Below are 14717 nucleotides of genomic sequence, written 5' to 3'. Positions count from 1 at the left end.
CAGATATAAAAAAAGTGGCAACAATTGAAGATATTAAATATTATATGACCTATTTTGGGCTAAATCCAGATGATAAGCGTAAGGTTAAAGTATATTCCTTAGGAATGCTTCAAAAATTATCATTAGTTCAAGCTTTTATGGAAAGTCCAGATGTTTTATTACTAGATGAACCTACAAATGCACTAGATGAAGAATATATTCAAAAATTTCAAAAATTAATTATTAAATGTAGGGAAGAGAAAAAAATAATTATTATTTCTACTCATGATAAATTTTTATTAGATAAGATTGCAGATGAGCAAATTCTTATTAGAGAAGGTATACTGTATCCATCTGAGATCGAAGGGAACTAGATTTAAATGTAACAATCAAATTTATAAACATATATTATTTCCTTGAATCATTACTCAGGAGGTAATATACATGTCGAATGTCGCAAAACGTATTAATATCGTATCAATTAAAATGGTAAAGGAGTCTAGCTTCCTTTATCAAACACGTACGATTTCATCCCCTAATGATGCCTATGAGATGATTCGGGAGCAACTTGAAGGATTAGATCGGGAGCAATTCATGATTGCTTGTTTGAATACAAAAAATGAACCGACTAATATCACAGTGGTATCAGTAGGTTCATTAAATAAAGCGATTGTTCATCCAAGGGAAGTCTTTAAAACAGCCATTCTATCGAATGCAGCGAGTATTATCGCATTTCATAATCATCCATCAGGAGAAACAACGCCATCTGATCAAGATATTCAATTAACCCATCGTTTAGTTGAAGCAGGTGAATTATTAGGAATCAAATTACTGGACCATCTCATTATAGGGGATGGTTCTTTTATGTCATTAAAAGAAAAAGGTTATTTATAAGGAGCTAAGTGATGATTAAAGTCGCTTAGCTCTTTTCTTATGTTGTAAATAATAGAAGGAGGAGATGCTTATGGGTCAGAAAGTAAGAGTCTGTATAACGGAGACATTACAGCGAGTGATTGAGGTTGAGATTGATAAAATTGAAGATCCAATCGAATATGCAAGAGAACAATATTTCAGTGAAGAAATTATCCTAGACTCATCAGATTTAGTTGATACTGAATTTGAGATTTGTGGATGATAAAACTCAAAAAACACTAGATAGACCATCAATCTATCTAGTGTTTTTTATTTATTAGAGAGGAGCAATAACAGATGTTACAATTAGTACCATTACAAGAATGTGGAGAAGTGACTACTACAAATGAAGATAAATTAGGGATCATGAGGATAGACTGGTTCAATGGGAGAATAAGCAATCAATGGTTTCCTAGTGATAGTTTTCATATTCTATGTGAGGAGAATAAAATAAGCATTCCTTTATTACAAGAAGAAATTAATCAGATTATGTTCGAGCAATTGAAGGATTTTTCATCAGTCATCGATTTATGTAGAGGGGATTCATATCAACATGAAGGTATCTTCTATATGCAAGGAAAAGAGGTGAACTACTACGTCAGATTAATACCAGTTAGGGATGCTTATAGTGGAATTATGGTTTACCTATAAGGAGATGCTGATAGAAATAAATTAAAGTTAATTGTAAGAGTATCCCTATATTATATAGAAAGGACGTTGATAAGAATGTCAGTGATTGATAGAAGAGGAAGTATACGATCCGAAGCAGTATACAATGAAGACTATACCCATCGTTATATTTTGAGAAAGGAGTGGGATAAGGAAAAGAAGAAGGCTGTTGTCATTATGATCCAACCCAATACTAATGATCCATTTGAGCTTGACCTTACGACAGTGCGAGTCATTAATAACCTCAATCGCATTGGGTATGGATATGTTGATTTGGTAAACATCTATTCAGTAGTTACTAAGAAGTTATATTTAAAAGGTTATGATGAAGATCTAGTTAGGGAAGAAAATGATGGTTACATCCTACGTGCTTGTACAAAAACAGATACAGTTATTTTAGCATGGGGAAGTGTTGAAGAAACGTCACCTAAAATAGCAGATCGTATTCAAGAATTAATGACTAAATTAGAGCCATTTAAAGATAAGATGTACATCATATGCGATAGTCAAACTACTGCTGCTAGACACCCACTAGCACCATCAGTTGCGAGTCATTGGAACTTAGTCAAGGTATTTAATTCAAAACAGTAAGCAGTGTATTTTCAATTGAAAACAATTAATGACAATTAAGAATAGTTGAAAGCTCCCTCATTAAGAGGGGGCTTTCGCTATTAGGAGGCTATAAATGTGGAAATATTAAATGTTAAACAATTACAGCAATTAACAAATACTGATTTAGAAGTTAGTAAAAGAGCATCCAAGGTGCTTGAGATATTAGATAGTGAGTATGGAATAGATAGAAAGCTATCAGATAATGGTGGATATGTATTAGTGGTACAAGACAATAATCAAGATGATATTAAAAAGCTAAATGAGTTTCTTGATTTATATGGTAAATGTATCGTGGAATACTTTGAAACATTTACAGGTGATGATTCTCGAACGTACTGTGAATTGCTAATGTTATTATCAAATGACTACGGAGTAACGCTTTATATGCCCCAAGAGTTGTTTAAGAAATATGAAAGTAATTTTAGATGGGATTAATTCGATAGAAAGGGATGATACGTATGAAGTTATTTAAAGTGATTGGTTTTGTTATTAGTGTGGTATTTAGAAGTTTCTTATTTACAAGATCTCACATGGGAGGGACTTATTAGTGATTGCAATTATTCAGATTATTTGTTTGGTTCTTCAACTTGTTGCTTCAGGGTTGAGTGATACGGAGGCAATTGATTCAGCAGCTAAGCAATTTGGCTTAGATCCGAATGAAGTGAGAAAGTACTTATAGTATAGAAAGAAGGTTTAAAATGAATCGTTATATAACAGCAGGTGTAAGTGAACGTATCCCGTTAGATGTACAAATATTATGCTGGAATGCTTATGAGCAAACGAAATTGAACGGAGCATATGATTATTTGCAGGTATTTAAGTTAACTGAAATGAAAGAGGATGGTGGCGGATTTAACTGTGTTCTGACTCATGACACAGAGGAGCCAGAGTATCATATGAGTTATAAATTAAGGTTAGATGGTGGTGGAATAAGTGAGAAGTTCTACATTATTGATAGTGTGGAGTATGAGATGATGTTGCTGGCTGAGGAGTATTAGTAAGAAGTGAAGTCTGTTTAGTAAAATCCCCTCTTAACTCTGGTCAATTGGAAACTGGAGTTAAGAGGGGATTTTAAAAAAATCAACATATATTGTGTTCGTTTTGGGTTAAATGTAAATAGGGCACTTGGGGCAGGAAAATAATTGGGGAATAGAGGAATTTAAAAGCTATACTTTTAGAATATGAGTGTTTTTTTTATTAAGAAATGCTCCAAGCGCCCTGTAAAAGAAATAAGTTAGACATTGATAAAAGTGTAAAGTAGATACTTTACACTGTTTCAATACTAATTTTTTCTGGATTATATAGCTTTTTATAGAAATAGATTTTAATATCTGTTAGATCTTTGTTTGTTACTTCAAATTTACAGTTGTATAAAAATTCAAATATTACGATTGCATTCTTCTTATTAGTAAGTGTGTATTCAATTCCTTTATCTGTGTACTCTGTTTTATAAAAAAGATTAGAATATTCATTCTTTGTCAGTATTAAGTATCGTTCTATCAAGTTATTTATACATATTAAATAATTCCTTTCCTCAGGTGTTGAGTTAGGATACTGAAGGATTATTTTATAAAAAGTTATTTCTGGTAGATGATCAAATTTAGGTTTTATTTCAAGAGTAGTAGTTGTTGTGATTGGTTTATAAAGTTTTACTTTTTTTAGAAGTTGGTTTAACTCTTTCATGATTAATCTTAAATCTTTAACAATATCTAACTGATAATATCTAACCTTAGGATCACCACTACCGTATGGTTTTAAACCTATTGCATTTAAATCGTTACTCAGTGTTCTTGCTTTTTTATCTGTAATTTTTGCATAATACCCTTCTATCATTGACTTAGTAACATTTTGATTAGCATTTAATTGTGTGAAGTAGAAATCAATTAATGCATCATAACGTTCTTCCTTTTCTTTTCTTTTTTTTGTCTGTTTTGTATGCATAATCCACCTCTGAAATAAATATTTTAAAAAAATGAGAAAAAAATTAAAAAAGTTCTTGACTTGCGAATTTGTGGCTTTAAAAAAACGTGTGAAGCCTTTTAAGGCCGACAGGCTCCGGTTAGGGTTTGTAAAATTTTTACTTGAAATATTTTAATACAAATTAGACGTTATTTGCAATAAAAAGTATACAAAAAGATGATTATTTTTGAAAATTCGCAAAAAAGAAATGCGTAATTGATTTAGTATAATTTAACTGTAATCAAGTTGATGCAAGAAATTCTGTTGGGAAGTGAGGCTAATTATTAAGGATTAAAACAACTAACTGATGGAAACTCAAGTATTAACTAATGGTTAAATTGTTCTTTGAAAACTGAATGACAAAAACCACTAAGGAGATGATGTCAATGGAGGAGTTTTTTAAACTTCAACAGACCGTTAAGTTTAAGAAAATGGGAGAACAGTTAATACCGAGTTTTAAAGATGAAGAGCGATCAAGTTTAACCGATGAGGAACTTGATAACTTTGCGGTAATTACAAAATATGCGCAGTCAGTTAAAGCTTATATTGATAGGCCGCCTCTTAACTATTCCAAAATTATTGGGGTAGATATCGAAACAACTGGATTAGATTTTCTGGAAGATAGCATCCGGTTAATTGCTGTTTATAGTGAGGATTTTGAATATGTAGGTGAAGATTTAGAAGCGGTTAAAACGCTACTAACTGATCCTAGTGTGTTAAAAGTCTTTCACCACTCGCAATTCGATGTTTGTTTTTTAAAGAAAGCGGGAATTGATGTTTGTACGTTTACTGATACATTCATCATGAACCAAATTCTAAATAACCTACCAGTGTTTGATTCGTTAAGTCGTTTAGCAAAGGTTTATCTGGGTAAGAGCTTAGATAAGTCATTACAGCATGCCGACAATTGGCAGAGTGATCTTACACAAGAACATTATGCTTATTGCTTGGATGATGCTAAGACGACGTACGAGCTATATCAACATATGTTTGATTTAATCATTAATCGTTATTTATACCCTAGGTATAGGCGAGAAATAGAAACGTTACCGGCAATTGTTGAATTGACTTTGAATGGAAAATAGCTAGATTGGGATGCTTGGTCCACCTATTTAGTTACGGTTGATCGGGAACGAGAAAAACTTGGAAGCTACCTACAACAACAGTTGGGATGTGACAATCTAAATTCTAGTAAGCAGCTAAAGCAGTCACTACAGGAAATGGGAATTCCAGTTACCAGTGTACAAGAAGGGAAGCTTAAGTTATTCTCTTCGAAGTATTCAATAGTGGATGAGATTGTACGGTATAAAAAATATAACAAACTTGTGACAACTTACGGTGATAAATTGAAAAATCAATTATCTAAAGATGGTCGTCTAAGAGGTCACTGGAATCTAATTGGCACAAAAACATCTCGTATGAGTTGTCAAAAGCCAAATTTCCAAAGCATCCCTAAAGAAATGAAAAAATATTTTCAAGCCGAGGAGGAGAATGTCTTTATCATTATGGATTATTCAACGATAGAACTTCGAATTCTCGCTGAGATTACCAACTGTCAGAAACTAATTGATGCATTTAATGCTGGGGCTGATCTACATGTTGAAACGGCTAAAGCGATATTGAATCAAGAATCAATTAGTGATAGCGAAAGAAAGCTGGGAAAAGTAGTGAATTTCGGTTTAATTTATGGATTAACTCCGTTTGGACTTAAAGAAAAGATAAATGCTATCCCAGGGTTTAACATCAGCGAGTACAAAGCTGAAGAGTTTATCGCTAACTATTTCAAAATGTACCCAGAGGTTGCAAAGTACCAACAACAGCAGCAATATTCTGATATCATAACGACATTAGGCGGTAGCTACTGGGACAATACTAATGGGTTAGACCGACTTAAACCACGTCAACGATATAATTATGCAGTTCAGGCTTCTTGTGCGGAAGGATTGAAAGAGTCACTAGCATTGTTTTGTAAACTTAAACAAGATAAGTGGAAATTAGTTAGTGCTATTCATGACGAAATAATTATCGAAGTACCAGAAACCGAAGCTTTAACTGCCAAGGAATGTCTAAAACAAGCGATGATAGATGGAATGGGGAAACTAGTTAAAAAAATTCCCATTGAAGTGTCTGTTAACATATCAAAAACATGGAAAAAATAAGGAGAGATTAAGACAATGAAGACTAATTTGATGGAGTTATACAAAATAGCACAACAAGTAAAAAAAGAAGCTGAATCTTGCAACATAATGATTGGTGAATTTTTAAAATCTAAACCACATTTACCCGTAGGAACTGCCACAGGTACGATAACAAATGTAGAAGATGTTAAAACTGAAAGAGCACATTTCATGCGGCTACATATTGCCTTTTATTTAAAAGAGCAAAATCGACAAATTAATATCAAGAAAGCTTTATTTTACTCTACTGCTATTAATTCGGAGTATGTCATGACGATGCGTGAATTATTAGATAACTTTGTACCAGGGGAGCCTTTTAATAAAAGCAACTTAATTGGAAAAATTATCGATGTTGAAATCGAGCACAAAGCGGTTGATAACGGTGAGATAGCTGTTATCAACAAGATTTACGGTAAACACGAAGAAACAATTGAAGAGTTCGCAATGTAGTAAAGGGAGAGGAAGAGGATGCGTATGACACAGTTAAACCAACCATTACAACAAAAGGTATCAATCATTTCTGAAGCAAATGAATTGGATCAACAGATTATTTTAAATGAACCTCTAATAGCTCATCGTCTTAGCGATGAGTTAAATAATGAGGTATTAGATCGTGCCTTTTTATCTAATGTTATTCCATTTGGAGAGGATTTAGTGACCGATATTATTAAATTAATGGGATTAGAGGATCGTAAAACCTATCTATATCAGCTCAAAGAATCGGTAGATAATATTGGAATTCAGCCTGTATCATACGAAACACTAAGTTCAATGGGCTTTAACGTCGGAGGGAAGGGAACAGCCTTTGAAAACATTATTTCTGAGATGCAACAAGTCATGTTTACCCAACGTGGTTTGAAAAAGTTAAAACGGGGCTATAAAGTTAACTTTAACATATTTGTACGTTACTTACTCACTCGTATGTACATCTATGTCATTGGAAGTGAGTTTATCGCCTATGACTTTAAAGCGGGGAAGTATCTATATGTTTTGGATGACTTCATTAAAGCACAAGCTAAGATCGTTTTACATGAAGCTGTTGATGATATATGGGAAGTATCTTATGGCAAAAGCGTTCTAGAACAGCTTCGACTAGATGCTGGAAGACTTGAGTATGTTGAAGAAGATACAAGATATTTAAATTTGAAAAATGGGATACTTCGGCTATCTGATTTAAAGTTGTTTAAGCATTCGCCGAGTATCATTACCTTATCTCAGCTACCAGTTGGATACGATTTGAACGCTAAATGTCCAAATTTCTTAAAGTATTTGAATACAGTGTTTGAAGGGGATTGTGAGCGAATTTCATTAGTCCAAGAGGTATTTGGCTATTGTCTAACAACAGATACCAAGTTACAAAAGTTTTTTATCTTCTATGGAAACGGTAGTAACGGAAAGAGTGTCTTAGCAAATATAATGCGCAAGGTCATTGGAAATGATAACTGTTCTAGCTCCACGCTAGAACAACTTTCCAAACAATTTGGAGGGCAAGTTATACAAGACAAGCGGGTGAATATCAGTGGTGAGAGCGATTCGTCAAGGAATGTCCTGAATACCCAACAGCTTAAGTTGATTACAGGAGAAGACATGGTGCAAGTTGAAAGTAAATTCAAGAATCCGATTATGATTCGACCGTATGTAAAGCTTATTGTTTTATCCAATCATTACCCTAAAACGGAAGATACTTCTGATGGGTTCTTGAGACGCTGCTTATTCATCCCTTTTAATATGCGTTTTGTGGAAGAAGGGACTAAATTAAAAGATAAAGAAGCGTACAAAGACAAGGACTTACAGTCTAAGTTAGATTCAGAATTAGACGGTATCTTTATGTGGGCATTACAAGGATATCAAAGGCTGAAGGATCAAAACTATGTCCTTACTCAGTGTACAGCTAGTGATCGAGTATTAAAAGACTTCATGATTTATAACAATCCCGTGAAGGAATTTATTATGGATTTTCTTGTAGTTTGTCCAGGAAACCGTGAGTTGAAAACTGATATTTACGATGCTTATCAAGGATGGTGTAAAAGAAATAATGTTCGTAGTGGCCTCAATATTTCAGCAAAGGAGTTTTGGGGGGAGTTTGCTCGAAGCATTACAGTATTTACTAATTATCAATATCAACAACAGAAATCAAACGGGGATCGTTACATCTGTAATTTAAAAATAAAGGGCGCTTAGGGCTAAAGTGATGGCATAAAAGTAAATTTTGAAAACTATCCTGTTTGAAAAATAGATTTAATCAATGTTTTCTTGCCCTACTCGCCCTAAAGGAGAGAAAGTAAGATGAAGGCAGTAAAAAAATATGATCGCAAAGAATTAAAAAATCTAGCAACCCATGTCTTAGAGATAGGTACTAATACAAACCTAGATGAATTACTTAATGACTTCTCAGATTGGCTTGTCAATCTTTTAATGGACGAGGATTTAATGCAACAAAAAGAAAACAAATGCAGAAATAGAGCTAGTGTTAGCCAATTAAGTTAAATGAAGTGTAAGTAAATTTCTAGGATACAAAAGCTAATCCCTTAAAAGCGGGATTAGCTACCAAATATAGACTAAGAAGGAGAATGATTAAAATGGATGAATTGATGAAGGATATAAACAAACATTTACACGAGCTAGCAATGGATGATTACTACGGGGAAGATGATGAGGATATTGACTGGTATGATATTTAGTTTTGAAAGTTTTTTTAAACAAATATTATTTCTATGAAGATCTTGTGATAAGAATAACAAGTTCTTCATGAAATGTTTTAGTTAAGGAGGAGATTGAAATGGAAATATTAACTTCTACGAGGGCAGTTGCTTATTGCCGATTTAGTTCGCAAATGCAGGCAGATGGTAATTCAATCGAAGCTCAGCAACGAGCTATCTATAAATATATGGCTGAAAAAGGGTACATGCCATCTGGTGAGTACATTGATGAGGCAGTTACAGGAACAAACTTACAACGTGCCGCATTCAATCAGATGTTAGAAGATGCTGAAAAAGGCTTGTTTGATGTCGTTGTTGTTCATAAGATGGATCGTTTTTCTCGTGATGTTTATGATGCATTAGATGTCGAAAGAAGGTTAGGGGATTATGGAGTTAAAATAGAAAGTGTTGTCGAACAATTTAGTGATACACCAGAAGGTCAACTTCAACAAATTATTCAATTAGGTGTAGGTCAATATTACAGTGCAAACTTAGCCCGTGAAGTCATGAAAGGATTAAAGGAAAATGCTTATAAAGCTCTTCACAATGGAGGAATTCCACCTTTAGGCTATGATGTGAATCCTGAAACGAATGAGTACATCATTAACGAAAAAGAAGCAGAATGCATCCGTATTATTTTTGAAAAATTTCTTGAAGGATGGTCGTATCGTGAATTAGCTGACTATTTGAACTTATTAGGTTATACGACTAAAATCGGAAACAAGTTCTCTTCTAAATCATCCTTCTATGATTTGTTAACTAATCCTAAATACAAAGGGGAGTATGTCTATAACCGTACAGTGAAGAAACCTAAACGACCAGGGATGAAACGAAATCATCGTAAAAACAAGAATGAAGAAGATATTATCCGAATTAAAAATGGAATTCCAGCCATTGTATCAAAAGAAACATTTAATGCAGTTCAAACTCTTTTTTCTAAGCGTCAGCGTACTAAATCACAGAAAAGAGCAAAAACAGTGTATCTACTTTCGGGATTGGTTTACTGCTCACAATGTGGATCAAAATATCATGGAAGTGCTAGAAAAGGTGGACGGAACAAGCAAGAGTACGTATCTTATCGTTGTAGTAAACGAAACGCTATAGATAAACAATGCTCCTGTAAAGAGATTAATCGTACAGTATTAGATGAATTTGTGCTTAACCAGTTGTTCGATTTAGTCTTAGATGAAAATAACATCGAACGGCTATACGAAAGAGTCAATGTTAAAATGAAGGAGCGCTTAAATCAAAAGGGGAGTGAGTTGCCAAAGTTAAAACAACAGCTTAAAGAACTAGACAAACAGATTGGAAATATAGTACGTGCTATTGCATTGGGCGGATTTAACGGTCTTGAAGCTATTACTGCTGAATTACAACGTTTAGAGAAAGATAAAGCAATGATTGTAGAAATGATTGAAGAATTTCAACAAGAAGATGAAGATTTTTATATCACAAGAGATCAAATTAAAGAATTAATAGTTGAATCTAAGGGATTTGTAAAAGGGAATAATAATGAAATGATTAAATATATTATTTCAAGATTTGTGAATCAAATTAGGATTTCAAATGAAGCCATCGAGGTTGAATACAACTTCGGTGGCTTTTTTGATAGTAAAGAACCTATTAAGCTACTAGAATTTATTCAAGTTAACCGATTAGACATTTATTCAGGAATAGATTATTAGATATAGAGTTGGTATTTAAATACTCTATAGAATAATAGGTAAAATTAAAACATAAATTGTAAGTAATGAAGTTAAAATTTTTATAGGGGGGGAGATTCGATGAAGAGAATAAGTATTTTATTTTGTTTAATTTTACTAATAACAGGGTGTGGTAAAAATAATGATATGAGCGAGTTAGAGGACCGTATTCAGCAACTAGAACAGCAATTAGCAGAGAAGGAAGATATTGAGGATACTGTTCTAGAGATTAAAACTTATAGTGGTGAGGAAGTCAGTGATATTATTCAAAATGAATTACAAAATAAAACATTTAATGAGTTTATGGTTAGTTCATTAACGTTAGTAAGTGGAGATACTATTAGAGATGCGGGATATTTTTTAGGATATGATGAGTTATCAGAATACTTTATTTCAGTTGGTGAAGATGTTTTTTATGATATTATCGAGAAATATAATAATGAATCAATTACTGAAATAAAAGAATTAACTTTTAAATTTAATGATGAATTAAATTCTTATGAAGTTTATTTAACTAATGGTAATAAAATGGGATATTTAGTTGAAAATAATAGGATACAAAATTCTGAGTTGTTAAATATTTTATCTACTGAAAATATTAATGTTTCAGGGGTAAAGGCAGATTGTTTTGATTGTACAGATAGAGAATTAGAATACTATGAACAAACTGGCGAATACCTAATTATAAATGATTATCGATCTTTTGATGAAGAATCCTATAATATAGCTATTAAAACAGAAGTATTTGATTACATAGAGCAACCAATAATGACGGTTGGAGTGATTGAGTACATTATTCCTGATGAAGAAAATTCAAATAATTATACGGCAATATTGTATCTAGATCCATTCGGAGGTGACTATCCATATAGTATTTCCTTGAAAGTGAATAAGCCTTTTCCACAATTATTAGTTGGTGACATGGTCGAAGTTTATGTTGTTCCTTATGAAGTAATTGTACCTGAATCAGAAGGTTTCTTGGCGGGTGAATTAGAATACTTTCGTTTCATTGAGGAATATGAGTTAAAAATGTGGTTAGAATAATTTAATAATGTAAAATTAACAGAAATAATTTTATGATTACATGAATTTTAGCTTTGATAGTATACAATAGCTAACTATAATTAATATAAAAAAGATTAATCTCAGCATAGTAAGTAATTACTACAATCAGATTAATCTTTTTTGTTATTCGTGTTATATGGACGAGCGTACTATGGTGGAGATGGGGGGAGTCGAACCCCCGTCCGAAAACACCGACCACTTAACTTTCTACAAGCTTAGTCTCCTATTGAATTTAACGGGTGACTGGTTAGGCGACAGACCTGTCAGACCGCGAGTTTGATAATCTCTTCTAGGCTATTCAAACGGCACAGACTAGCGTATCCCACTAATAGTGAGCCTAAACATTCAACATGGGCGATTGAGTGAGTAGGCAGCTACGTTATATTAAGCAGCTAATTGTAAGTTTGTTTTTCCGGTTATTATAAACCTCGACCTTTTAACGTGGGCGAACACGGCTTGCTTATTAAGCTCAAATGCCCCCGTCGAATCCGTAACATCCCCAGGTTAATTTATCACTTAACTTACAGAATTAATTATACTCGATTTTTAAATCTTTCGCAAGTTTTCAATTAGATTAGTGAAATTCAAAACACTAATTATTGTGTGAAAACGACAAAAAAATATTCAGAATTTAAAAATAAAAAAATAAAAGCGTGTTTAAAATAAAAAAATCGGTTCATACTATACCTGTGATTTCTGTTATTAAATCCAAATCGAGGTGAAATATGCTGACAGTTATAACAAATTTAATTTTAACCGTAATATTCACTTTTTCATCGGTTAGAATGCCCGTTACTAATGAAAAGCAAAATATTCAAAGCTCAACAGTTATGACAACGATGGAAAATAAAACAGAAAACAGTACTTTAAAAACCGTATCAAATTCAAATGTTTTGCAAAAACAGGAGTCACAAACAGGAGAAACTCAAACTACTTCTAAACAATTAAATAAGTCAAATTCAGAAATGATTACTTCTGATGACATAAAAAAGCAAGTGGCAAATGAAAAATTATTTTCTGCATTATCAGAGGCAGTAGAGCAGTCTGAAAATGAGGTGCTTGTGAATGAGGAAGTGGAATCTGATGAGGGAACACAGCAGGTTGCTAAATTAAACTCAGGTGAAGAAAGTGATATTGCACCAATCGCAATGACACATGATTCAGAACCAGATGCAGGTATAGAGGAAACTGAATCAGTTTATAAAGATTATAGACAAACCTTTTACAGTGTTCAGTCTGGTGAAGTTAAAGTCGGTTATGGTTTATCTTATAATGATACAGAAATTCGTAATATTAATAATGTGATGCATTTTTATGATGATGAATACCAAGAATGGTTACCGATTGTTGCAGTAAATATTAATGAAGTATTAGAAGTCGGACTTAATGAACGTGGAGTTCCTAATTATTATGGAACTATCTTAGAAATCACTTATCCATCAGGTGATGCGCAAAAAGCAATCGTATTAGATGCCTGTGGCGCTTGTAGTCGAGATAATCGTATTGATTTATGGGTATATGAAAAAGACTATAATCATGATGTGAAAGGAATTGAGTATCGAGTTATAAGGGAAGGATTTAAAGATGAAGACGAGCAATGAAGTTGAAAATCTTGAAATTTTATTAATTCAAATGATAGAAGATCAAACCTTGAGTGAGGATGATTATAACCTCATTCATAAATATTTAGTCAAAGTTAAAAATGATTTGCAATAAAAAGGCATGAAGCGCGCTTCATGCCTTTTTTATTTCAATAATTCATGTTTCGTTTGAGCAATAATGAAGTTTTTAAATGCCATTAGAGTTGGACTAATAGATTTATTCCGAACACTGGCTAAATAAATATAGCGAGTGGGATTAGGATTTGAAATCTTAATTACTTTTACATCGAATTGATTTAGTATAGTAACTCGAGGTAAAATCGCAATTCCATAATTAAAAGCGACTAATCCAGCAACCACGCTATCTTCTTCGACTTCACAAATGATATTTGGTTTTGTATTTGATTTTAAGAATAAATCATCAATCGTATGTCGAAGTTCGGTTTCTTTATTAAAAGATATAAATGGATAGTCTACTGTATCTACTAAATCAATCTCATCTTGATGAGCAAGAGGGTGATTCTTTGGTACAATGAGAACCAACTCTTGTTCAGTAATGGGAACAAACTCAATGTCAGGTTCATTGTCAACATATGAACAAAGTATTAAGTCATACTTTTCATCTTTTAACCCTTGCAATAACTGATTGGATTCTCCTTGTGCGAAAGAAAAATGGACATTCTGATAATCATCTTGCTGTAAAAATTGATTGATGAGTGTTGGGACAAATAACCCTTCAAGTGTGCAAATAAATCCTAATTCAATGGAACCCTGTGTATTACTTGCTAGTTCACGTAGTTTCTTTTCCCCAAGTTCTAATTCATTTAACGCTGTTTCAACATAAGTTAAGAAAAATCGTCCGTATTTGGTGAGGCGAACGTTACGTCCCTGTTTTTCAAATAAATAAACTCCTAATTCTTTCTCAAGTGATGAAATAGCATGACTCAAACTTGGTTGAGTAATTGATAGTTGTTCAGCAGCCTGTGTATAATGCTCAAGTTTAGCTAAAACTCGAAAATATTGTAGATGGTTCAAGTTCATGAATCTTCACCTCTTAATAATAGATTAAAATGCCTATATTATATCATATTTAGAGTTATTCTATCTTCAAACAGAATTATTTTTTTGCTTAGCAGTCTCAGTCTGTTTTAAATTTATATGTGTTAGATAGGGATAATAAAGGACAGAATTAAGGAAATTCCTTTATTTATTTTCTTAGTATTTGAAATCTAGCTTCTACTTCAGAGTCTGAATTTTTTATTTTGATTGATAAAATCTATGCATGACTTAGTGCTTCCAACCTTTAATCTCCATAAAATATTCGGTAACGGTTTTAATACT

18 protein-coding genes, 1 other RNA gene and 1 pseudogene are annotated in these 14717 nt (G+C 32.8%); 17 read left to right on the top strand and 3 right to left on the bottom strand.

From position 1 onward, the window contains the following. From HMPREF9402_RS07770 to HMPREF9402_RS07745, 8 genes are all read left to right on the top strand, one after another. Positions 1-353: ATP-binding cassette domain-containing protein (locus HMPREF9402_RS07770; protein ID WP_009607039.1), on the top strand; the 353-nt coding region annotated here is incomplete at its 5' end. Positions 354-423: 70 nt separating this feature from the next. Beyond that, on the top strand, positions 424-873 hold the full coding sequence (locus tag HMPREF9402_RS07765; RefSeq protein ID WP_009607025.1) for a JAB domain-containing protein: 450 nt from the start codon (positions 424-426) through the stop codon (positions 871-873). A 70-nt stretch (positions 874-943) separates the two neighbouring features. Continuing rightward, the gene (locus HMPREF9402_RS14170) at positions 944-1114 is read left to right on the top strand and encodes a DpnD/PcfM family protein (RefSeq protein WP_009607032.1); all 171 of its coding nucleotides are present in this window, start codon (positions 944-946) and stop codon (positions 1112-1114) included. A 74-nt stretch (positions 1115-1188) separates the two neighbouring features. Further along, entirely contained in the window at positions 1189-1542 is a 354-nt protein-coding gene (locus HMPREF9402_RS07760; RefSeq protein ID WP_009607041.1) for a hypothetical protein, read from the top strand. A 75-nt stretch (positions 1543-1617) separates the two neighbouring features. After that, positions 1618-2151, top strand: coding sequence for a DUF1643 domain-containing protein (locus tag HMPREF9402_RS07755; protein ID WP_009607043.1), 534 nt, complete (start codon positions 1618-1620; stop codon positions 2149-2151). 96 nt (positions 2152-2247) lie between these two features. Continuing rightward, positions 2248-2607: a hypothetical protein gene (locus HMPREF9402_RS07750; protein ID WP_009607038.1), complete on the top strand. Its 360-nt coding sequence runs from the start codon at positions 2248-2250 to the stop codon at positions 2605-2607. Positions 2608-2719: 112 nt separating this feature from the next. Continuing rightward, the gene (locus HMPREF9402_RS14895; protein ID WP_009607024.1) at positions 2720-2851 is read left to right on the top strand and encodes a hypothetical protein; all 132 of its coding nucleotides are present in this window, start codon (positions 2720-2722) and stop codon (positions 2849-2851) included. A 19-nt stretch (positions 2852-2870) separates the two neighbouring features. Continuing rightward, a complete protein-coding gene (locus HMPREF9402_RS07745) occupies positions 2871-3170 on the top strand; it encodes a DUF960 family protein (protein WP_009607035.1) in 300 nt (99 codons plus the stop codon). Between the two features lie 268 nt (positions 3171-3438). Here the strand turns inward: HMPREF9402_RS07745 and HMPREF9402_RS07740 are convergent, their stop codons facing one another. After that, entirely contained in the window at positions 3439-4113 is a 675-nt protein-coding gene (locus tag HMPREF9402_RS07740) for a hypothetical protein (protein WP_009607030.1), read from the bottom strand. A 404-nt stretch (positions 4114-4517) separates the two neighbouring features. Between HMPREF9402_RS07740 and HMPREF9402_RS07735 the strand changes: the two genes are divergently transcribed. From HMPREF9402_RS07735 to HMPREF9402_RS07705, 7 genes and pseudogenes are all read left to right on the top strand, one after another. Continuing rightward, positions 4518-5216 carry a 3'-5' exonuclease gene (locus tag HMPREF9402_RS07735; RefSeq protein WP_009607027.1) on the top strand — a complete coding sequence of 233 codons (699 nt, stop codon included), beginning with the start codon at positions 4518-4520 and terminating at the stop codon, positions 5214-5216. A 48-nt stretch (positions 5217-5264) separates the two neighbouring features. Then, positions 5265-6290 (top strand): annotated as a pseudogene (locus tag HMPREF9402_RS07730) (DNA polymerase); the annotation flags it as partial. A 15-nt stretch (positions 6291-6305) separates the two neighbouring features. Then, on the top strand, positions 6306-6758 hold the full coding sequence (locus HMPREF9402_RS07725; RefSeq protein ID WP_009607033.1) for a hypothetical protein: 453 nt from the start codon (positions 6306-6308) through the stop codon (positions 6756-6758). An 18-nt stretch (positions 6759-6776) separates the two neighbouring features. Continuing rightward, positions 6777-8489, top strand: a complete 1713-nt coding sequence (locus HMPREF9402_RS07720; protein WP_009607037.1) for a DNA primase family protein — start codon at positions 6777-6779, stop codon at positions 8487-8489. A 105-nt stretch (positions 8490-8594) separates the two neighbouring features. Beyond that, a complete protein-coding gene (locus HMPREF9402_RS07715; protein ID WP_009607040.1) occupies positions 8595-8795 on the top strand; it encodes a hypothetical protein in 201 nt (66 codons plus the stop codon). Positions 8796-9087: 292 nt separating this feature from the next. Then, entirely contained in the window at positions 9088-10692 is a 1605-nt protein-coding gene (locus HMPREF9402_RS07710; protein WP_009607028.1) for a recombinase family protein, read from the top strand. Between the two features lie 99 nt (positions 10693-10791). Continuing rightward, on the top strand, positions 10792-11754 hold the full coding sequence (locus HMPREF9402_RS07705; protein WP_009607029.1) for a hypothetical protein: 963 nt from the start codon (positions 10792-10794) through the stop codon (positions 11752-11754). 173 nt (positions 11755-11927) lie between these two features. Here HMPREF9402_RS07705 and ssrA read toward each other — a convergent pair. After that, positions 11928-12276, bottom strand: a transfer-messenger RNA (tmRNA) gene (gene ssrA, locus HMPREF9402_RS14165). A 224-nt stretch (positions 12277-12500) separates the two neighbouring features. Here ssrA and HMPREF9402_RS07700 point away from each other — a divergent pair. Beyond that, positions 12501-13376 carry a hypothetical protein gene (locus tag HMPREF9402_RS07700; RefSeq protein ID WP_229059776.1) on the top strand — a complete coding sequence of 292 codons (876 nt, stop codon included), beginning with the start codon at positions 12501-12503 and terminating at the stop codon, positions 13374-13376. After that, entirely contained in the window at positions 13360-13491 is a 132-nt protein-coding gene (locus HMPREF9402_RS14890; RefSeq protein WP_009607026.1) for a hypothetical protein, read from the top strand. The genes HMPREF9402_RS07700 and HMPREF9402_RS14890 overlap by 17 nt, the downstream gene beginning before the upstream one ends. 29 nt (positions 13492-13520) lie before the next feature. Here the strand turns inward: HMPREF9402_RS14890 and HMPREF9402_RS07695 are convergent, their stop codons facing one another. Next, complete coding sequence (locus HMPREF9402_RS07695) at positions 13521-14417, bottom strand: LysR family transcriptional regulator (RefSeq protein ID WP_006784114.1); 897 nt, start codon at positions 14415-14417, stop codon at positions 13521-13523. Positions 14418-14717: the final 300 nt, after the last annotated feature.

It is taken from the genome of Turicibacter sp. HGF1 (genome assembly GCF_000191865.1).
Classification (GTDB): Bacteria; Bacillota_I; Bacilli_A; order MOL361; family Turicibacteraceae; genus Turicibacter; species Turicibacter sanguinis.
The sequence above is the reverse complement of the archived record's forward strand: the minus strand, read 5'-3'. Positions and strand labels throughout refer to the sequence as shown.